This is a genomic window from Micromonospora zamorensis, assembly GCF_900090275.1.
Lineage (GTDB): Bacteria > Actinomycetota > Actinomycetes > Mycobacteriales > Micromonosporaceae > Micromonospora > Micromonospora zamorensis.
Genome location: NZ_LT607755.1, coordinates 4,050,822 through 4,070,106, shown reverse-complemented (window position 1 = coordinate 4,070,106; position 19,285 = coordinate 4,050,822). Strand labels below are relative to the sequence as shown.

The 19,285-nt window shown below is 71.5% G+C and carries 15 protein-coding genes and 1 tRNA gene; 5 read left to right on the top strand and 11 right to left on the bottom strand.

Annotation, left to right across the window (positions count from 1 at the left end; translation table 11 throughout):
* Positions 1-32 precede the first annotated feature (32 nt).
* A complete protein-coding gene (locus GA0070619_RS17825; protein WP_157744044.1) occupies positions 33-611 on the top strand; it encodes a hypothetical protein in 579 nt (192 codons plus the stop codon).
* A gap of 55 nt (positions 612-666) precedes the next feature.
* On the opposite strand, the gene GA0070619_RS17820 is transcribed toward GA0070619_RS17825, so the two are convergent.
* From GA0070619_RS17820 to GA0070619_RS32485, 5 genes are all read right to left on the bottom strand, one after another.
* The gene (locus GA0070619_RS17820; RefSeq protein WP_088951880.1) at positions 667-3,072 is read right to left on the bottom strand and encodes a transglutaminase TgpA family protein; all 2,406 of its coding nucleotides are present in this window, start codon (positions 3,070-3,072) and stop codon (positions 667-669) included.
* Positions 3,073-3,110: 38 nt separating this feature from the next.
* Entirely contained in the window at positions 3,111-4,289 is a 1,179-nt protein-coding gene (locus GA0070619_RS17815; protein WP_088949101.1) for a DUF58 domain-containing protein, read from the bottom strand.
* Between the two features lie 14 nt (positions 4,290-4,303).
* Positions 4,304-5,299 (bottom strand): AAA family ATPase, encoded by a 996-nt coding sequence (locus GA0070619_RS17810; protein WP_088949100.1) that lies wholly within the window; start codon positions 5,297-5,299, stop codon positions 4,304-4,306.
* A gap of 27 nt (positions 5,300-5,326) precedes the next feature.
* A complete protein-coding gene (locus GA0070619_RS17805; protein WP_414855606.1) occupies positions 5,327-7,954 on the bottom strand; it encodes a fibronectin type III domain-containing protein in 2,628 nt (875 codons plus the stop codon).
* Between the two features lie 151 nt (positions 7,955-8,105).
* On the bottom strand, positions 8,106-9,257 hold the full coding sequence (locus tag GA0070619_RS32485; protein WP_157744043.1) for a fibronectin type III domain-containing protein: 1,152 nt from the start codon (positions 9,255-9,257) through the stop codon (positions 8,106-8,108).
* Between the two features lie 760 nt (positions 9,258-10,017).
* Here GA0070619_RS32485 and GA0070619_RS32480 point away from each other — a divergent pair.
* Together GA0070619_RS32480 and GA0070619_RS17795 are read left to right on the top strand one after the other, a co-directional pair.
* Entirely contained in the window at positions 10,018-10,221 is a 204-nt protein-coding gene (locus GA0070619_RS32480; RefSeq protein ID WP_157744042.1) for a hypothetical protein, read from the top strand.
* A gap of 641 nt (positions 10,222-10,862) precedes the next feature.
* Positions 10,863-10,948: transfer RNA gene (locus GA0070619_RS17795), tRNA-Leu, on the top strand.
* Here the strand turns inward: GA0070619_RS17795 and GA0070619_RS34125 are convergent.
* From GA0070619_RS34125 to GA0070619_RS17780, 5 genes are all read right to left on the bottom strand, one after another.
* Entirely contained in the window at positions 10,902-11,666 is a 765-nt protein-coding gene (locus tag GA0070619_RS34125; RefSeq protein WP_414855641.1) for a hypothetical protein, read from the bottom strand. The genes GA0070619_RS17795 and GA0070619_RS34125 overlap by 47 nt on opposite strands.
* A 49-nt stretch (positions 11,667-11,715) precedes the next feature.
* Positions 11,716-11,907: a hypothetical protein gene (locus GA0070619_RS32470; protein ID WP_157744041.1), complete on the bottom strand. Its 192-nt coding sequence runs from the start codon at positions 11,905-11,907 to the stop codon at positions 11,716-11,718.
* Positions 11,908-11,995: 88 nt separating this feature from the next.
* Positions 11,996-12,271 (bottom strand): hypothetical protein, encoded by a 276-nt coding sequence (locus GA0070619_RS32465; protein WP_157744040.1) that lies wholly within the window; start codon positions 12,269-12,271, stop codon positions 11,996-11,998.
* A 572-nt stretch (positions 12,272-12,843) separates the two neighbouring features.
* Complete coding sequence (locus tag GA0070619_RS17785) at positions 12,844-13,932, bottom strand: epoxide hydrolase family protein (RefSeq protein WP_088949099.1); 1,089 nt, start codon at positions 13,930-13,932, stop codon at positions 12,844-12,846.
* Positions 13,933-14,082: 150 nt separating this feature from the next.
* Positions 14,083-14,550 carry a MerR family transcriptional regulator gene (locus GA0070619_RS17780; protein WP_197699553.1) on the bottom strand — a complete coding sequence of 156 codons (468 nt, stop codon included), beginning with the start codon at positions 14,548-14,550 and terminating at the stop codon, positions 14,083-14,085.
* Between the two features lie 327 nt (positions 14,551-14,877).
* Between GA0070619_RS17780 and GA0070619_RS17775 the strand changes: the two genes are divergently transcribed.
* Complete coding sequence (locus tag GA0070619_RS17775; RefSeq protein ID WP_172862064.1) at positions 14,878-15,561, top strand: response regulator transcription factor; 684 nt, start codon at positions 14,878-14,880, stop codon at positions 15,559-15,561.
* A gap of 74 nt (positions 15,562-15,635) precedes the next feature.
* Positions 15,636-16,994: a HAMP domain-containing sensor histidine kinase gene (locus tag GA0070619_RS17770; RefSeq protein WP_231927083.1), complete on the top strand. Its 1,359-nt coding sequence runs from the start codon at positions 15,636-15,638 to the stop codon at positions 16,992-16,994.
* Between the two features lie 56 nt (positions 16,995-17,050).
* Here the strand turns inward: GA0070619_RS17770 and GA0070619_RS17765 are convergent, their stop codons facing one another.
* The gene (locus GA0070619_RS17765; protein WP_088949096.1) at positions 17,051-19,198 is read right to left on the bottom strand and encodes an MMPL family transporter; all 2,148 of its coding nucleotides are present in this window, start codon (positions 19,196-19,198) and stop codon (positions 17,051-17,053) included.
* Positions 19,199-19,285: the final 87 nt, after the last annotated feature.

Genomic DNA, 19,285 nt, shown 5'->3' with positions numbered 1-19,285 from the left:
GACGACCTCGACCTTCGACGATCGGAGCGCTCATGAAGCATGCTGACCCTGGCCCTGAATGGGCTGCCGCCCCCTCACCCTGGGCGGTCCTTGCCGCCTACGCCGTCCCGCTCTGCGTCCTGCCGTCGGCGATCTGGCGACTGTCCCTCGTGTTCACCGACGATTCGGCCACCACCTGGTACATGGTCTTCCTGTCCGTCCTGTCGATGGGGTTGGCCCTGTCGACACTCGGGCTGGTGTACCGCTGGGGGCAACAGGTGCCGCACTGGGTGCCGCTGCTCGGGAGGCGTTCGATCCCGGCCCGCCCGGTCGTGCTCGTCGCGCTGGTCGGCGGCTCGCTGCTCGTCGCCATCTGCCTGTATCTGTTGCTGAACAGCATGTTCCATGTCGTGGACCGCGGCTGGGTGGGGATAGGGCGCGGCGAACCGGCACATCCGGCTCCGGGCTGGGAGGTGCTGCGGTACTACGCCCCGCTGGTCGCCTGGGGTCCCCTCGCCATCGCCGTGGCCGTCGACTACGGCCGCCGCGCCCTGCGCCGATCCCCCAACCCACCCCCGGTGATCAAGAGCTTTCGGTCAGGAGCGGGCCCTGACCTGACGCAAACCTCTTGATCACCGGGGGAGGCCGGGGCCGGGGCCGGCCGGGGGAGGGGGTGGGGGTGGGGGACTAGTTGGGGTGGCGGGACTGGCGGGCTCGGTGGAGGGGGGACGGGTGGATGGACCAGAGCAGGCGGCGCCACCAGGGGCGGGCGGAGCGCAGGTTGGCGACATAGGCCGTGGCAACTTCGGCGGCGCGGGCCGCCTGGTCGGCCGCCGCGGCGTCGGGGGCGAAGCCCACCCGATTGAGCAGCGCCGCCAGCTCGTCGACGGCCGGCTCGTCGCCGCTGCCGGTTGGGCCTTCGCCGGTTGCGGTTCTCCCGGTAATGCCGCTGTGGGTTGGGCCGCCTCCGGTCGCGCCCTTGCCGGTTGGGCCTTCGCCGGTGGCGGCGCTGTCGGTCGCGTTGCCTCCGCTCGCTCTTGCTCGGGCTTCGGCGAGGGCCTGGCGGGCGTGTCGGGCCACCTCGGTGGCGGCCAGGTCGTCGCCGACCGGTCGACCGGCCAGCCGGAGCGCGTCGGTGACCTCCCGCCAGGCGCCGGCGATGCGTTGACCGGGGTCACCCTGGACGAGGCGGGTACGGGTGAGCGAGCGGCGCATCGCCAGCAGGGTGAGCAGCAGCGCCCCCACCAGCAGCAGTAGGCCACCGCTGCCGGCGCCCAGGAGCACCACTGTGGACGGCCGGCCAGAGTTGGGCGGCCCGTTCGGGGCGGCTACCGGCTCCGGCGAGGCGCTCGGCTCCACAGTGGGTGCCGGCGCCTCCGACGGTGGCGGATCCTCCGGTGTCGGCCGGAAATCCTCCTCGACCGGCCTCGGCTCGCTCTTCGGACGCGGCAGCGGGTCGAACGACACCCACCCCAACCCGTCGAAGAGCACCTCGGGCCACGCGTACGCGTCACCGGCCAGCACCGGCCCCTGCCCACCGGCGCGGAAGCCCACCACCACCCGGGTCGGCAGGCCGGAGAGCCGACCGAGCACCGCGAACGCCGCCGCGAACTGCTCCGAGGTGCCCTCCTGCCCGCCGCCGTTACGCGGCCCGAAGAGGAAGAAACTCAGATTCGGGTACGCGTGCCCGCTCGGCGCGTCCGCCGCCACCCGGTAGTGCTCGGCCAGGAACTGCTCGATCGCCAACGCCCGCGCGAACGGCGCGCCGTTCTCCTCGGCGAGTTGCGCGGCCAGCCGGCGCATCGGGTCGGGCACCCCGTCGGCGACCCGCAGCACACGGGCCACCTCATCGCCGGCGGGCACGTTGGCGGTGGCCAACAGGTTCGAGTCGGGGTGTTCCTCGGCAGAGGTCACCGCGTACCGCAGCCCCGGCGTCAGCCCTTCCGGCCGGATCAGTGTCCCGCTCGCTGGGTCGTACGCCACCCGTGCGCCACTGACCTCCTGAGGCGTCGCGACGGCGGGCAGCAGCCGACCGCTCAGCTCTGCCACGGTGATCTGCTGACGGACCGTTCCCACAGTGCTGTCCCGGGGTGGCGTGGCAGCCGGCAGGATCCGGCCAGCGTTGCGGTACGTCGCCCCGACCCGCCAGGTCACCCCGTCGTAGTCGCTGAGCACCGCCAACCGGATCCGCACACCGCCACTGGTGTCCGCCGGCCCCGAGGAGGCGCCCGGCTCCGGCTCCGGCGAGGCGTCGTCGGACGGCGGAACCGGCGCGCCGGAGCGTTCCGTGCTCACGTCGAGGAGCTTCTGCTCCGGGTGCAGCGCCCAGCCGGAGATCCGGATCAGCGGGTTCTCGTCGAGCGTCTGCACCTGCGGCGGCTCCACGTACCGGCGCGGATCCACCGGTCGGCCGTCGACCTGACCGGCGACGACCGGGCCGAGCACCGCGACCAACCCGACCACCAGGGCCACCCCGAGCGCCGCGCTGGTGGCCAGCCGAAGCCGCACCGCCGCGCGTACCCGGGGAGTCAGGCTGGCGGCGGGATCGTCGCCGGCCGTTGCCGTGCTGGGCGGGCTCGCCAGGCCGAGCGCCGCGACCGCGACGAACGCCACCGTCGCCCCGACCGCCGGTTCGGCGTTCGGGCCGACCGCGTAGAGGGCGGCGGCGTAGAGCCCCGCTGGCGGCAGGTAACCCAGCAGCACCCGGCCGGCGCGCAGCGCCACCTCCGCTCCGGCCAGCCCGGCCAGCCAGGCGGCGACGACGGGCACCAGCACGGTGTCCGGTGCGGGCTCCACCGGAATCATCGCGGTGAGTAGCCGGGGGATGCCGTTGCGAGCGGCGTCCGCGGTGACCTCCAACAGGCCACCAGGAAGCTCGGCGTGGTTGGCGGCCAGCCGCAGCGACCAGAGCGTCCAACCGGCCATCGCGGCCACCGACAGCGGCGCCACCAGCCAGGACGGCAGCCGCCGGGTGGCGACACTGACCAGCACCGAACCGACCGCCGCGCCGATGACCAGCCGGGTCAGCAGGTCGCCCGCGTACACCCGGCCCAGCACCACCCCGGCGAGCGCGGTCAACCCGATCAGCGCCATCGGGACGGCGGCCGCCCTCAGCACCCGCACGACGCGCGTCACCACCGGCGTACCCCGTCCCACTCGGCGGCGAACTGCGCGCCGTCCGCCGCGTCGACCACCACCAGGCCGGCCGCGCCCGGCGGCGTCGGCTCGGCCGCGCCGAACACCCCGACCACCACCGAGGGGTACGCCCCCCGAAGCGCCCCCACGTGCCCCAACTCGCCCCGGCCACCCGGGCCGGTCAGGAAGATCAGCGTGTCGCCGAGCCGGTCCTGACGCAGCCGGGTGGTGGCCGCGCGGACCGCGTCGTCGTCGCTCGACAACTCGGCGGCGGCGAGTCGATCCAACGGCCCGAGCGCGCCGCCCCCGTCCACCTCCCCGCCGGGTGTCACCGGCGCGGCCGGCTCCGCGGCGGCGAACAGCAACACCACCGGCAGGTCCGCGCGGTGCGCGGCGGTGACGATCGACGCCGCCGCCTCGCAGGCCGACTCGAACGACTCCACCACCCCACCCACCCGCTCCGGATGGGCGGTGGCGCGATTGTCCAGCAGGACGACCAGGCGGGGCAGGCTGGTGTCCACATTCTCCCGCACCATCAGCTCACCCACCCGGGCGCTGGTCCGCCAGTGCACCCGGCGCAACTCGTCACCCACCACGTACTCCCGCAGCGAGTCGAACGTGATCGACCCGTGGGGGACCCCGTCCACCCGGCCGTCGAGGCTGCGCCCCGCGCCGGTGGGCACCGCCGTCAGCGGGTGGACCCGGGGGTACACCCAGACCGGCACCGTCGCGCCGTACGGGCGGGCCAGCGCCACCAACCCCAGCGGGTCGCGTCGGGTCACCCGCAGCGGCCCGACCGGCACCACCCCACGTCGGTGTGTCGGCACGTCGTAGCGGACCTCGGTGTCCCGGCCCGGACGCAGGCGCAGCACCGGCACCGGCACGGTGCGGTCCCCGCACCGGTCCTCGGCCAGCAGGTTCGCCGACCGCAACCGGCCGGAGTTGCGCACTGTCAACGTCATGCTCGCCGGCTCTCCGCGCGCCACCCGATCCGGGTCGGCCAGGCGGGTCACCGTCAACCGGGGCCGCCAGGCCGCGACCAGTGCGGCGTAGCCGACGGCCGCGCCGGCCGCCGCGCCGAGCAACGTCAACTCGGGGTACGCGAACCGGAAACCCACCCCCAGCAGGACGACGGCGGCGACGAGCAGCCCGACCCCGCGGGCGGTGATTCCCATGCCGCTGCTGCCGGTCAGCCCTGCACCGGAGCTGGCTGCCCCGACGGCAGAGGCACCGGCACCGAGGCGACGGCCTGGCGCAGCACCTCCCCGGCGGTCACACCGCGCACCTGGGCGTCGGGGGTGAGCAGCAGCCGATGCGCGAACACCGCCTCGACGAGCGCCTTCAGGTCCTCCGGCATGATCCAGCCCCGCCCGTCGATCAGCGCGTACGAGCACGCCGCGCGGGTCAACGCGATCACCCCCCGGGGACTGACCCCGACCCGCACCTGCGGGTGGGTGCGGGTCGCGGCGGCCAGCCGGACCGCGTACGCGTAGAGCGGCTCGGCGATGTGCACCCGTCGGGCCATCCGGACCATCTCCCCGACGGTGGCGGTGTCGGTGACCGGGGCGAGCGCCTCGGGGGAGCGCACCGTCGCGCCGCGCAGCACCTCGACCTCCACCGCCTCGTCCGGGTAGCCCACGGACAGCTTCACCAGGAAACGGTCCAATTGCGCCTCGGGAAGCCGGTAGGTGCCGTCCATCTCCACCGGGTTCTGGGTGGCCACCACCAGGAACGGCGACGGCACCGGGTGCCGGACCCCGTCCACGGTCACGGTGCGTTCCTCCATCACCTCCAGCAGAGCCGACTGGGTCTTCGGTGAAGCCCGGTTGATCTCGTCGGCGATGACGATGTTGGCGAAGACCGGCCCCGGATGGAACTCGAAGTCCCGGGTCGCCTGGTTGAAGATCGTCACCCCGGACACGTCCGAGGGGAGCAGGTCGGGGGTGAACTGGATGCGCCGCCACTCACCCTTCACCGTGGCGGCGATGGCCCGCGCCAGGGTCGTCTTACCGACCCCGGGCACGTCCTCCAAAAGCACGTGACCCTGTGCGAAGAGCGCGGTCAGCGCCAGCCGAACCACCTGCGGTTTGCCGAGCACCACCGCGTTGACGTTCTCGGCCAGCCGGGCGGCCAGGGCCGCGAAGCCCTGGACCTCCGGTTGGGTGAGCGGCTCGTGGGTGTTCACGGTCGGCGGTGCTCCTTGCCTGGTGGTTCAGCAGGTGGGCAGGACATTGATGTTGTCGCCGCCCTCCAGGTTGAGCCAGGCCCACGGGATGTAGTTCTTCTTCCCGTTGAAGTCGACCTGCACCCACCAGGTGCTGCGCTTGTGGTTGTTGTAGACGTAGGAGTCGACGTCCTCGCCGGCCTTCTTGCAGTACGCCTTCAGCCGGGTGCCGGGCTTCGCCCAACCGGCCTGCTGGTCGTTGTCCTGCCGGGTCACCTTGAAGACCTCGTTGCCGTTGCGGCCGTCAACTTCCCTGTCGCAGTAGGTGCGCTGGTCACCGTCGGACCCGTTGTTGCAGGTCGCGATTCCGTACAGCGACGGCGTGGCCTGCGCCCGCGTCGCCGTGCCCTTACCGGCGGCGTTGGTCGCCGTCACCGTGAACGTGTAGTTGGTGCCCGGCGCCAAGCCCGGCACCGTGATGCTGGAGCACGCCCCGGCCTTCGCCGGCTCACCCGGCGTGCTCACCGAACAGGTGGCCTGACCGCCGCCGGCGTCCACGGTGAACGTCACCGTCGCCGAGGTGGCGGTCGACGACGAGCCGGTGACCGTGACGCGTGGTTCGGCGACCGTACGCGCGGTGGCGGTGGCCTCCGGGCCGGGCCCTGCCTCGTTGACCGCCTTCACCTTCACCGTCACGTTCTGGCCGTTGCCCAGCCCGGTGACGGTCGTGCGGGTGTCGGTCACCTCGCTGGCACGCCCGCCGACATCCACCAGGTATTTCGTCACCGGTCGGCCGTTGGCCTCGGCTGGCGCCCACTGCACCGTGACCGCACCCGGCTGGTTGGCAACCGTGCCGGCGCGCAGGTCGAGCGGCCGACCGGGCGCTGCGAAAGGCACCACCGTGTTGCTGACCGGCGACGCCGCCGACCCCGCGCCCTTGTCGTTGACCGCCACCACGGTGAACGCGTACTGGGTGCCGAACTCCAGCTCACCGGCCGGCACCACCAGCTCCGTCTTCGTCGACTCGCCAGCCGGGGCGTTCGTCCCCGCCGAACTGGCCGTCAGCGCGTACCTCGCGATCTTGTTGCCCTGCCCGTTCGCGGCCGGCCACTTCACCAGGACCGTGCCGTCCGGCCGCTCCTGGGCGGTGACGCTCGCCGGCGGATCAGGTACCGCGGCGGTCGGAGTCACCGGGTTGCTGTTGCGCGGCGGACCGTCGCCCTTGGCGTTGACGGCGTGCACCGCGAACCGGTACGTCTCACCGTTGGTGAGGCCCTTGACCTCCACCGCACGCTGGTTGGCGCCCACCTGAAGGCGCTGGCCGGCGCCCTCCACCACGTACTTGATGATCTCGGCGCCGTTGGCGGCTGCCGGCCGCCAGCTCACCCGCGCCTGCGCGTTACCGGCGGCGGCGGTGACGCTGCGCGGCGCGCTCGGCTTGCCCACCCGGGGCTTCTTCGGCGGGGGCGGTGGCGGGGCAACCGGAGGCGGATCGCCGCCGAGCACGTCGTTGGCGTACTTGTTGACCTCGCGCACCTGGTGCTTGTCGTCCACCACCCGGGCGGTCGCCGAGTCGGGGGAGTTGATGAACAGGTGATTCTCCCGGACCTCCAGCTCCAGCGGGCCGTTCGCCCGCCCGCCGATGGTTTCGACCAGCTGACCGCCCCCGTCGAAGGCGTAGATGGTGCCGGTGGCCTCGTCGGCGCAGTAGAACCGGTCCGCCCAGGCCACCGCCGGGCTGAGTCGGTCGCCCTCGCCCGGCACGGTGAACGCCCTCTCCTCACCACCGTCACCCACCACCAGCACCCGCCGGTCGGCGGGCACGGTGATCGGGACCCGGGAGCCACTGGTGCGCGAGGGCAGTGCCGCCGGACCGGACAGCGTCAACTGCGTCGGGTGGACCTTGCCGCTCTGCACCCGCACCAGCTTGCCGGCCGTACGGTCGAGCACCGCCACCCCGTCGTCCAGGGTGGAAACCTGCAACTCGTGGCTGGCCTCGGCGACGTCGTAGGAGTCGACACGCTCCGGCCGGAGCCCGGCACCGGGTGAGGCCGCCGAGGCCGGAGCGGACGGCAGTTTGGCGGCGGTGATCGCCGAGACAGTGCCCTGGCTGGGGACAGCGATCCACAGCCGGCCCTTACCGTCGAAGGTGCCGCCGGTGATGCCCGGCGGGTAGCGCACCGGCTCACCGACCGGAGACAGCGACCGCGGGTCGAGCTGCCGAACGATGCCCTGCACGGCGTCGACGATGAACGCCGCGTCCTCGTGCAGGGCCACGCTCACGCCCAGGCCAGGGGTCGTGCGGGTGGTCGCGGTCAGTTGCAGGGTCGCCAGGTCCAGAGAGCTGACCTGCCCGGTCTGGAGGTCACGCAGGATCAGCAGCCGATCGGTCTGGGTCACCTGCATCGGGTGCTGGCGGGCGGCGGGAATCTCGGTGCGGGTGTCCACCCGGGCGGTGACCCCGTTGACCCGGGCCAGCTCACTGCGCGCGGCGCTCCACAGCCAGGAACTCGCGTCGTAGTTGGCCACCGCGTTGTCCGCCGCGCCCAACCCGAGGACGGTCAGCCCCATGGCGGCCAGCAGCGCGGTCACCGTGCCGATGGTCACCAGCCCGCCGCGAAACCGGGACCGGAAGCGGGGGGCGTCGGTCCGTACGGCGTCGTCCATGCTGGCCACAGCCGGCTGCCTTCCCTGAGTCGTGGCAGGTGGCGCGCCTCACGGCGACCCCTCCCCTGAGCCGGGTGCCATCATATGGCGCTGCTGGTGGCGGGGGAACCCGCACGGTCACCCCTGTGGATACCGAGCGTGTGCGTTGTGGACGCCCAGCTCAGCTCGGCGACGGCCGCCCTGAGGGCTTTCCGCTCGACGGGGTGCTGCGCTCCCGCGCCGTGCAGACCTGCCCCGAAGTCGCAAAGCTGTCAGTTGAGTAGACCGCCAACACGGTGAAGCAGTGGTCCACTCGCGAGTTCAAACCGTTGACCGTGTAGCTGGTCTTCCCCGGGTCCACGGTGGCCACCACGCCCAACGCCTGCCCGGCACGTCCGGCAGCGACCATGAACGGCACCGCGCCACCGGACGGATCCGTCCAGGTCAGCGTGATCGTTGTCGAGTTGTCCCGAAGCTTCAGATCCCCCGGAGGAGGACCGGCCGCCGTCGGTGCCGCCCCCGTCGGCGCCACCGCCGTCGGTGCGCTGCCCCCGGGCGGCGGGTCGTCGCGGGTCAGCACGACCGCACCCAGCCCGGCCACCGCCACGACAGCCACCCCGGCCGCGACCACCGCGCCGATCAGCGTCGCACGGTTGCGGCCCGCCGAGGCGCTCTCGTCGGCGTACGCCGGCCGGTACGCGTCCGGTCCGGGGTGGTGGTACTGCTGACCCGGGTACGGCGCCTGGAACGGCCGGTGATCCTGGATCGGGCGGTGCTCCTGCGTCGGGTACTGGTCCTGCTCCGCCTGGGTCGGCTGCTGGCCCTGGTGGTACTGCGAGGCCGGTCGCGGCGTGGTCGGCGGCGGCGCGCTGCCCCCACCCGGTGACCAGGCAGCCGGAGACGGCTCGACGGGGTGCGGCTGAAGGGCGCCCGGTGTCGGCTGGGACGTGACGGGCTGGGCCGAACCGGCGAAGTCCCTGGCCTGACCACTGCCGGGCGCGACGGCCGGGAGGACCTCGGTCTGGTCGGACGCCGCGGCCCGGGCCCGCTGCGTCGGCACCACTGCGGCATCGAGGTTGTCCGGCCCGAACTCACCGCCGTCCGCGCCGGTGCGCTCCGCGTCCGTTTGGAGCGGCCCAGCGTCGCCGGCGCCGGCAGTTGGCGGTGGGCCGGTGCGGCTCCACGGTGGCGCGGTCAATCCCCACGGCGGTGCGGGTGGTGCGCTGACCGGCGGCGCGGAGACGGGTGGCGCGCTCATCGGGCGCGCGGGGAAGGAGGGCGCGCTCATCGGCGGCGCGGAGATCTGCTGGCCGAACGCAGGTGGTGCGGACACGGGGTAGGTGTGCCCAGGTGGCCCGGATACCGGGTGCGCCGGGGGTCCGGAGACCGGGTGGGCCGGTGGCGCCGAGACGGGGTGGCTCGCTGGTCCAGAAACCGGGTGGGCCGGTGCGGAGACGGGGTGGCTCGGTGGTGCGGAGACCGGGTGCGTCGGCGGTCCCGAAACCGGGTGGGGGAGGGCCGGTGGTGCGGACACTGGCTGCGGAGCAATGGGCGGCGCGCTGATCGGGTGGGCTGGTGTTCCGCTGACCGGCTGCGCTGGCCCTGGGTGACTCCTGCTTGGGGATTGGCTGCTCGGAGAGGCCGGCTGGGCAGCGGATGCGTCGACCGGTGCGCTCGCCCCGGTGGCCCTGACTCCCGTTCGGGCAGCCTCCTCGGCGAGTAGCGGTTCGATCTGCCGTACCTGGATCGTCGGGTCGTCCCAGCGGGGCGCCGGCAGCCCGGATGCTGGCGTCGGGGAGGCCGGGGTTGGGGCGGTTGCGCTCGATGGCCGGTGGGAAGCGTCGACCGCCGGGTCGTCGCCGACCCGTTGACGGGGCGCTGTGGCGGGCCCGGACGGTGATCGGTGTGGTGGCCGCTGACCGGACGACGGGATCGGCTGGCTCTCGGCCCTCGGCCGGGGTGGCTGGCTATCGACCCTTTGCCCGGCTGGCTGGCTATCCGCCCTCGGCCCTGGCCGAGGCGGCGCTGGGACGGCGTTACTGGGCGGGGTGGGTGCGGCGGGTGCTCGTACCCCTGGAGGGGTTGACCGGGGTGTGGCCGGTGGAGCCCAGGGTGAGCTGGTGGCGGCCTGGCCACCAGCGGGGGGTCGCATCGCGGCCAGGGTCGCCAGCGACAGCGTCGGCCCGGACAGCGCCGACCGGGCGCCGGCGTCGGCCGCCGCACCGACCGGCTCCGCGATGGGCGTCGGCGGTGGCCCGGGCTGCTCGGTCGGCGCCGAGGCGGGTGGGGCGAGGTAGGCGCGGGCGGCGCGGACCACCGGGTGGTGCTCCCCGAGCACTGCGGGCCCGGCGGTGGCGACGCGGGTGTAGTTGCGGCGGGCCTCGTGCCGGTTGCCCAGCTCTTCGGCTACCTCGGCGAGCTCGAAAGCGAGCGCGAGCAGCACCGGGTCGGAGTGCTCCCACCGCCGCTCGCCTGCGGCGAACGCCTCCTCCAACACCCGGCGGGAAGCGAGCGGATCGTCCGCCTCGCGGTGCAGCCGTGCCAGCAGGTGCGCGGTGTGCAGCACCTCCGGGTGATCATCGGTGTACGGAGGGGGAGGGGAACCGACAGCCTCCGCGAGCAGCTGCCGGGCGGCGCTGAGGTCGCCGGCAGCGCGCAGGGCGAGGGCCCGGTGCTGGGCGGCTGCCAGAGGGGAGGGATGGGACACACGGCAATGCTGCCGTCAGAGGGCCACCGGACGCTACCCGGACACGCCTGGGCGCCGTGTCGGTGAGGCGTTTCAGGCGGCCTGAACAGGGGTGGAAGCGTCGGAACGGAGGGGCCGGAAGGCGATGTGCATGATCCACGAGCGGCGTGTACAGTAACTCCCCGTGCGGCCCGCCGTGCCGAACACCGGATGGAAAGATCATCTGGTCGGCGAGGTAGGCTGCACGTGTAGGTCCGGGTGGCGGAATGGCAGACGCGCTAGCTTGAGGTGCTAGTGCCCGTATAGGGCGTGGGGGTTCAAGTCCCCCTCGGACACCAGATATTTGCTCCACGGTGCGTGCTGAGATCGACTGCAGCGCGCACCGTTTGCGTTTTCGGGCAGGTGGGTCAGCCGGAGACCGGGTTGCCGGTAGACCTCGGCCTTGTCGGCCGGGTCGGCGTCGCGGAGCACGGCGGCGATGTCGCCGAGCGCGTTCACGAGGGCCGCGATCTCTGCTCGGCTCATCCGGCGCGGGGTGGTGTCCGCGTTCGCGTGCAGATCTGCTTCCGCGCGGGCGCGTTCGGCCTGTGTCTGGGCGATCCAGCCGGTGACGACCGCGGGGTCGGCACCAGCGTCGAGGGCGGCGCGGTAGCGCTCCAGCTTGGCGTCGCACTCGGTAATGATCGTCTGGGCTGCTCTGCTCGTTGCGGGCGGATGATCCAGGGGCTGGGCGTCGGCCATCGCGGTGATCGTTTGCTGGATGCGGTGGGGCGAAGGCGGAGGCCAGCCAGGTGTCGAGCGGGTCGGTGAGAGCGTCTTCCCGCAGGTACACGTTACGGGGGGTGGGGACTGGTTGGCGAGGGCGTACTCCTGGGGGAAGCGGCAGCGGTAGTAGGCGTCGCCGTGGTTGTACTGGCCCTGCATGCGTCGGTCGCAGGCGGCCCGTCGGCGTCGTTGCAGTGTCGCTTGGGCCCGCTCGAAGGTCTCGTCGTCGATGAGTGGCTCATGGGTGATGTCCTTGGAGACCACCCATTTGTCGCGGGGGTTCCAGCGCATGACGCCGGTGTGGCCCATTGCCACGTCGTCGACGTCGAGCAGCACTTCGTCAGTGCGTTGCTTGTTCCAGACCCGGCGGCGGGTCTGCTGCACCGATAGGTGACAGTTTTAAGCGCAACGGGCGCAGATCAAGGCCCCGCCAGGTGTACCAGTCCCAGCTCTCAACGAGCGCGGTTGCTGTCCGCTTCCGGGACTCGTATTCGTCGCCAAGCTGGGCGAACCGCGCGGCAGGATCAGACATGTCCAGGATCGTACGGATCACGTTCTCGGCCTGACCCGACTCGTACACCGGATCTGCCGCGGATCGCCCGCTACCCAAGGTATGGCGGCTACTCGGCAACCGGTGCGTCACTCGGCCCGGCGTTGGAGCGGAACTGAAGTACGTCCATGGCCTGAGGCAGCAGGATCGGCGGATCCGCTTCTCGCATCGCGAGTAGACCAGGTATCGCTCCACGAGTGATGGCCGCATAGATCGCCCGCTGCGTCTCTGGCGGAAGCGACTCCCAGGTGGCCTTGGCGGCACAGAGGTAGCAGCGCTCGTCGGCATGTTCTGGGAGATAGGTCGTATAGCGCTGGCGGCAGCCCGAGCAACGGTAGTCGATCATGGTGCAATTGTCGTCCGACGGCTGCTGCCGCTAGCTCGATTCAGGGCGTTCAAATGCCACCGGTCCGTCAGCACCCCGGCGCGCCTGATATGTGAGCCCGGCGGATCCCCCAACGTGCGGTAGCCGCAACAGACACACGGGTACGGGACGTCCATGCGATCAGTGTGCTCGACACCCGTGCCCCACCAATGGCAGCCGCAGCCCTTCGGTCTGCAGAGCGACCACAGAGACGCTGCGGGCGCCGACCGGGTCGGTCTTGCGGCCCTGGCCGGTGGCGAACACCCGGGCCCGGGCGGACAGCCTCGCGGATGTCCGGTCGTGCACTCCCGCCGTGGCGGCGTCACCACCAGCAACTGCAGCAGCACCACCTCCGCCAGGAACGACACGTTGCCGAGAACCTGCGTTGCGATGGGGATGCCGAGGTTCGCCGAGTTTACGTACCCGGCGGCCATGCCCCAGATCGGCCGTTCGCCGGGCTTGCGACCGAACAGCCAGCTCGCGCCGACCCAGCCGAACCCGACGACCGCGGCCGTGCTCATCCCAGCAGCCCCCAACGACAGGCCGCTCCTGGATTACCGCAGCGCGCTGAAGAAGGCGCGCAGGTCGGCAGCGAGCAGGTCGGGCTCTTCCTGGGCGAAGAAGTGGCCGCCGACCCTGGGCTCGTGCCAGTGGGTGAGGTTGGCGTAGGTGCGTTCGGCGAATGACCGGGGCAGGCCGGCGTCCTCCACGCTGACCGTGATACCGGCGGGTACGGCGACCATTGGCAGATGTGGGGCTAGGCGATCGTCACGGTAGGGCCGGAAGGACGTGCCGATGCAGTTGGTGACCCAGTACAGCATCACGGTGGTCAGCAGTTCGTCGAAGCCGAACCGGCGGGAGATGTCACCGCCACAGTCGCTCCAGCGCTGGTACTTCTCGATGATCCAGGCGGCCAGTCCGGACGGCGAGTCGCTCAGCGCGGCCGCAAGGGTGTCGGGCCGTGTTTCCTGGAGGATTCCGTAGCCCCAGTCATCTTGGGCCTTCGCGTCGAGCATGGCGATGAACGCCTCCTCGGCTGGGCTGAGGTCGCCCCTGCGGTCCGCTGGCGGGAACTTGATGTGCTGCGAGAAGATCCCGATGACCCGATCTGGGTGGCGGGCGCCGAGCCACGTCGACACGCCGGACCCGATATCGCCACCGTAGGCGCCGAAGCGGTCGTAGCCCAAACGGGTCATCAGCTCAGCCCACACGTCCGCGACAGCCGCCTCGGTCGTCGGGCCCTCGGCGAGTGGACCGGAGAAGACGAAACCGGGCAGGCTCGGTATGACGAGGTCGAAGTCTGCGAGCCGGGACACCAGGGGCAGCATCTCCGTGTACGTGCTGGGCCAGCCATGGGTCAGGGTCAGCGCCGTGGCGTCGGGCGATGCCGAGCGAACATGAACAAAGTGGACCGGCGTGCCTCGGACCGTGGTGACGAACTGAGGGTACCGATTGAGGGCACGCTCGACCGCGCGCCAGTCGAATCCATCGAGCCAGTACCGCACCAGACCTGCCAGGTACCCAGGGTCGGTGCCGGCGGCCCACGGCTCTCCTGGGGCGGCTGGCGCGAGCCTTGTCCGCGAAAGCCGAGCTCGCAGGTCGTCCAGGACGGCTTCGGGCACATCGATGTGGAAGGGCGTCACCCGATCATGATTCCATCGCAAGGAGTCACTCGGCAGCCGCCCGAATGGGCAGGCTGGTGGCCTTTCTGCTTGTGTACAGCAACGGAGTCAGTGACCGAGTGAATCGCCGAGGCGTGCGGACGCTCGGGGGACCGTCACGGCTGGAGTGGGTCAGCCTTCCGGGTGCCCGTCGTAGACGCAGATCTTGTACTCGGTGGTCTTCAGCGCCAGCCTGAGCTCACGGATCTGCCGCGTGATCCGGTCGTGCTGGTCGCGCATGATGCGTCGGCGTCCGTGACGGTGCTCGGGCCCCTGCTCAACGAGCGAGATGTAGCGCTTGAGGTCGGTCATGGTCATGCCGGACAGGCGCATCCGGGTGAGGAAGACGAGGCGGCGCAGGTCGGATGCGGAGTACTCGCGGTACCCGGAGGCGTTGCGGGCGGGCCGCACGAGTCGTTCCTGCTCGTAGTAGCGGAGGGTGTGCGTCGACAGGCCGACAAGCCGGGCCGCCTCGGCGACACTCCTGACCGGCCCGGAGCAGCAGGCGGTTACAAGGTCACGTACGCGGATCTGCCGGCGACCGAGCGTCAAGCGCCGCCGCAGGTGGTTGGTGCAGCGGAACAGTCGGTGCGGCGCCACTGGTTGGCCTGCCTTGCAACTGGGAGCAGATTGGGTGCAGGTTGGCGAAGAGGTCACCGCGACCGAAGTGCTCACCAACGCCGGACATAGACGAGGACTATGACCTGCGGTGATGGAGATCGAGCGGTGTGGTGTGACCTCCCAGTGGATGCCGAAGTGGTCAGGGCTCGCTGCACGCTCGCTCATGCCGAGAACGGGGCACCTGATCATGGCGATGGGATGCTGCGGTCCACCGTGCGCCCGACCTTTTAATCCTGGCCTCAGGTTGATCGGGGACAATGAGCGGCAAAAGCATCGATTGGAAGGGGGCGCGTCGGCGTGCGGATCATGATCGCGGATGACGACGCGGCCATCCGTGAGTCGCTGGAGCGGGTTCTCCAGGTCGAGGGTTACGACACCAGCACCGTCGCCAACGGTCTCGCCGTGCTCGACGGGGTCGGTGGGGCCGGCGGTGACACGCTGGATCTGCTGATCCTTGACGTGATGATGCCCCGCCTCGGCGGGTTGGAGACCTGCCGGCGGTTGCGGGCGGCGGGTCGGGATCTGCCGGTGCTGATGCTGACCGCTCGTGACCAGGTCTCGGACCGGGTCGCAGGGCTGGACGCGGGCGCCGACGACTACCTGCCCAAGCCGTTCGCCACCGAGGAGTTGCTGGCCCGGGTGCGGGCCTTGCTGCGCCGGCGCACGCCGGGCGACGGGGAGTCGCAGGTCCTGTCGTTCGCCGACGTCCGGCTCGATCCCGACAGGTTCGAGGCGTGGCGAGGCGGGCGGCCGCTGCGCCTGACCCGGACCGAGTTCTCCCTCCTGGAGGTCCTCGTGCGTAACGCGACCCGGGTGTTGACCCGCGACGCGCTGTTCGAGGCGATCTGGGGCTTCGACATGAGCGCCACCGCCAACAACCTCCAGGTGTACGTGAGCTACCTGCGCCGCAAGATGGAGGCCGAGGGTGAGCCGCGATTGATCTACACGCTGCGCGGCCTGGGATACACGTTGCGGGAGAGTCCTCCGTGAGCTGGCCCGCCGGCCGGAAACCGCGCCGGCTGACCCGATGGTGGCGCCGGCGGTCACTTCGGACCAGGCTGACGGTGATCGCGGCGACGGCCATCGCGGTCAGCGTGTTCATGGCCTTCCAGGTGGCCAGCGAGCTGCTGGACTGGGAGCTGCGGGACACCGCCGAGGATCAGCTGCGCGCCGACTCCCGCGTCCTGGCGACGGACGCGGAGCGCGCCGGTCTGGCGCAGGTCCAGCTACCGCCGTATCCCGGATCCGTTCGACTGGTGCGGGTCATCCTGCCCGACGGATCGACCCGGACGCCGGCCGGCCAACCCGCGCTGCCCCCGGTCAGCGAGCACGCCGGGCGCGTGGCGCAGGGCGCGTCGGCCGACCTGATGGAGTCGAACGACATCGACGAGGACGGCTACCTCATCTACACGCTGCGGGCGGGCGACGGCGCGGTCCAGGTGGCCCGCGTCGCCAACGACAGCCCGATCAACCGGTTCGGGTTCGGCATGCTGCTGATCGGGCTGCTCTGCGTGGTCGGCGGCGCCCTTGTCGGGCGGACCGTGGCGCGGACCGGGCTGGCACCGATCGACCGGCTGACCGCCGCCGCGGTACGCGTCGCGCACACCCAGGATCTCGACGCCGACATCCCGGATGAAGGCGGCGGGGAGATCCGGCGGCTGATCCAGTCGATCAACGACATGCTCGCCGCGCTCCGCGACTCCCGGCGGGCCCAGCGGCTGCTCGCCGAAGACGCCGCCCACGAGCTCAAGACCCCGCTCACCAGCCTGCGCCTCAACGCCGAACTGCTGATCCGGCTCGATCGGCGCGGCACCCTGGACAGCGCGCTGCCGGCGGAGAGCCGGACCCGGCTGCTCAACGACCTCGGCGCACAGGTAGCCGAGTTGAGCACCCTCGCCGCCGAACTGACCGACCTGGCGCGCGGTGACGTCACCGACGAGAGCACCGACCTGCTCGACCTCGCCGACGTGGTGGTGGCCGCCGCGACCCGGGCGCGTTCCCGCGTGCCCGACTTCGAGGTCGCGCTCGACGTCACCTCCGTGTGGGTGAGCGGGCGTCCCGCTGCGCTCCAACGGGCGGTGCTCAACCTCATCGACAACGCCGGCAAGTGGTCCCCCGCGGACCAGCCGGTCCAGGTCCGGCTCCGTGCCGAGGGCGCGTCGGCGGTGCTCGAGGTCGACGACGCCGGGCCGGGCATCGACGCCGCCGACGTACCGCGGGTGTTCGACCGGTTCTACCGTGCCGACAGCGCCCGGGCGTTGCCAGGATCCGGTCTGGGGCTGTCGATCGTTCAGCGGGTCGTCGACGCCCACGGCGGCCGGGTCACCGTCGCCCGCTCCGCACGCGGTGGCGCGCTGCTTCAGGTCGACCTTCCGGCCGCGGCCCCGCCCGGTCGAATCACGCGGCCCACCGCCGGATCATGAAAAAGATCCGGGACGGGCCTGAGGCTCCGTCCCGGATCTCGCCCGTGCCGCCGCGCTCACCGTTGCAGCGCGGGCTCCTCGTCGTCGGCGAGCGGCTGTTGCCCGTCCGGCGGCTCCACCGGTCGGGACAGCCGGCCCGGCCACCACATCCGCCGGCCGATCAGCAGGGTGAGGGCGGGCACCAGGACCGATCGCACCAGCAGGGCGTCGAGCAGCACGCCAAAGGCGACCAGGAACCCGACCTCGATCAGCATCACCAGCGGAAGTGAGACCAGGACCGCGAACGTGGCCGCCAGGACCAGGCCTGCCGAGGTGATGACGCCACCGGTGGCGGACAGGGCTTTGAGCATGCCCTCTCTGGTGCCGAGACGCACGGCCTCCTCCCGGGCACGGCTGGCCAGGAAGATGTTGTAGTCGACGCCGAGCGCCACCAGGAACAGGAATGCCAGCAGCGGCACCGAATAGTCGATGCCCTTGAACCCGAGGATCGTGTCGAAGACGAACACGCTGCCGCCGAAGGCTGCGGCGAATGAGACGACCACGGTGGCCATCAGGACCAACGGGGCCACGACCGCGCGCAGCAGCAGCCCGAGCACGATCAGGACGACGGCGAGCACCAGCGGGATCACCAGCTTCTCGTCGCGGCTGGTGGTCACCTCGGTGTCGAGGTTCTCCGCACCCGGCCCGCCGACGATCGCCTCCGCCCCGCTCACCGCGTGTACGGCGGTGCGCACCCGCTTGATCGTGTCGTACTCCGCGACGGTGTCCGGCGCGTCCGTCGGGAACACGGAGATGTCGGCCCAGCCACCCTTGGTCTGACCCGGGATGGCCATGGCCACACCTCGGGTGCCCTTGACGATGTCGAGCACCCGCTCCTGGTACGCCGGCCGCGTGAAGATCGTCATCGGCTGGCCGCCGAGCTCCGGGAAGTGCTGGCGGAGAACGGTGAAGCCGGTGACCGACTCCGGCGCGGACAGGAACTGGTCCTGCTCCCGCAGGGCGCCGGTATTGCCCGCCAGCCCGAGGGTGAGCACGCCGAGGACTCCGAGCGAGCCGAGCGTCGCCACCCACCGGCGGCGGCTGATGGCGGTGCCAAGCCGTCCCCACAGCCCCGGCTTCTGCTCCACGGTCGTGCTGAACCGCGGGATGGCCGGCCAGAAGATCCGCCTGCCGAGCACCACGAGCACCGCCGGGAACAGCGTCAGCATGGCCACCAGCGCGCACAGAATGCCGGCCGCACCGATCGGGCCCAACCCGCTGGTGCTGTTCAGGTCCGCGACGAGCAGGCAGAGCAGGCCGGCGACCACGGTGGCCGCGGACGCGACGATCGCCGGCGCCGCGCCGCGCAACGCGTGGATCATCGCAACCCGGACGTTCTCGTGGTGGTGCAGTGCCTCCCGATACCGAGCGATGAGCAACAGCGCGTAGTCCGTGCCGACGCCGAATACAAGGATCGTCAGCAGCGCCGAGTTCTGGTCGTTGACCACGATGCCGAAGCCTTTGACGAGCAGGTAGACGGTCGCCATCGCGGTCAGTGCGGCCGCGCTTACGACCACCAGCGGGATGAACCACAACACCGGGCTGCGGTAGGTGAGGATGAGTAGGAGCGTTACGACGACGACGGTGGTGAGGAAGACCTGCAGGTCGATGCCGTCGAAGACGGCGTCCATGTCGCCGTCGACCGCGGCCGGCCCGGTCACGTCGAGTTCCAGGCCGGCGGGGCGGTCCTTCGCGGCGTCACGCAACGGCCCGACGATGGCCTCCGGTGCGCCGTAGGTCGTGCTCACGTCGAGGGTGAACATCATCGCCTTGCCGTTGGTGGAGAGTCTTGTCGGTGGGCCCTCGTCGTCCTCGCCGGCCGGGGCCGCCACCTTCGGCGGGTACCGCTTGGCAAGGGTGTTGTAGTGGCGCTCGGCCGTCGCGCGGTCGGCGTCGGTCATGCCGCCGGCGCGGTGGTACACGAACACGAACGTGTTGTCCTCACCGCCGGGGAGACTGTCCTCCAGCACCGCCACCTTGGTGGACTCGGCACCGGCCGGCAGGGTGTCCACGGCTCTGTCGGTAGTGACCGAGCTCAGCTTTCCGCTCAACGGCACCATCACCGCCGCCAGCGCCACCCACAGGCCAATCACCAACCACGGCACCCACCGGCCTGCCAACCGACCGTCCGGCGCTTCCCCGGACGGCGCTGCGTTGACTGCCATCACTAGCCTCCTACAGACGGGTCACATCGCTTATCTGATGCCGACTTCCTACCGAGCGAATCTGAGACGACTGTTAGAACGGCGCTC

Bases quoted from the DNA above. Each gene is read 5' to 3' on its own strand.
- GA0070619_RS32470 (WP_157744041.1), bottom strand. From the start codon at position 11,907: ATGTCTGATCCTGCCGCGCGGTTCGCCCAGCTTGGCGACGAATACGAG.
- GA0070619_RS34125 (WP_414855641.1), bottom strand. From the start codon at position 11,666: ATGCGCTGGAACCCCCGCGACAAATGGGTGGTCTCCAAGGACATCACC.
- GA0070619_RS17825 (WP_157744044.1), top strand. From the start codon at position 33: ATGAAGCATGCTGACCCTGGCCCTGAATGGGCTGCCGCCCCCTCACCC.
- GA0070619_RS17775 (WP_172862064.1), top strand. From the start codon at position 14,878: ATGATCGCGGATGACGACGCGGCCATCCGTGAGTCGCTGGAGCGGGTT.
- GA0070619_RS32465 (WP_157744040.1), bottom strand. From the start codon at position 12,271: ATGATCGACTACCGTTGCTCGGGCTGCCGCCAGCGCTATACGACCTAT.
- GA0070619_RS17765 (WP_088949096.1), bottom strand. From the start codon at position 19,198: ATGGCAGTCAACGCAGCGCCGTCCGGGGAAGCGCCGGACGGTCGGTTG.
- GA0070619_RS17815 (WP_088949101.1), bottom strand. From the start codon at position 4,289: ATGGGAATCACCGCCCGCGGGGTCGGGCTGCTCGTCGCCGCCGTCGTC.
- GA0070619_RS17820 (WP_088951880.1), bottom strand. From the start codon at position 3,072: ATGGCGCTGATCGGGTTGACCGCGCTCGCCGGGGTGGTGCTGGGCCGG.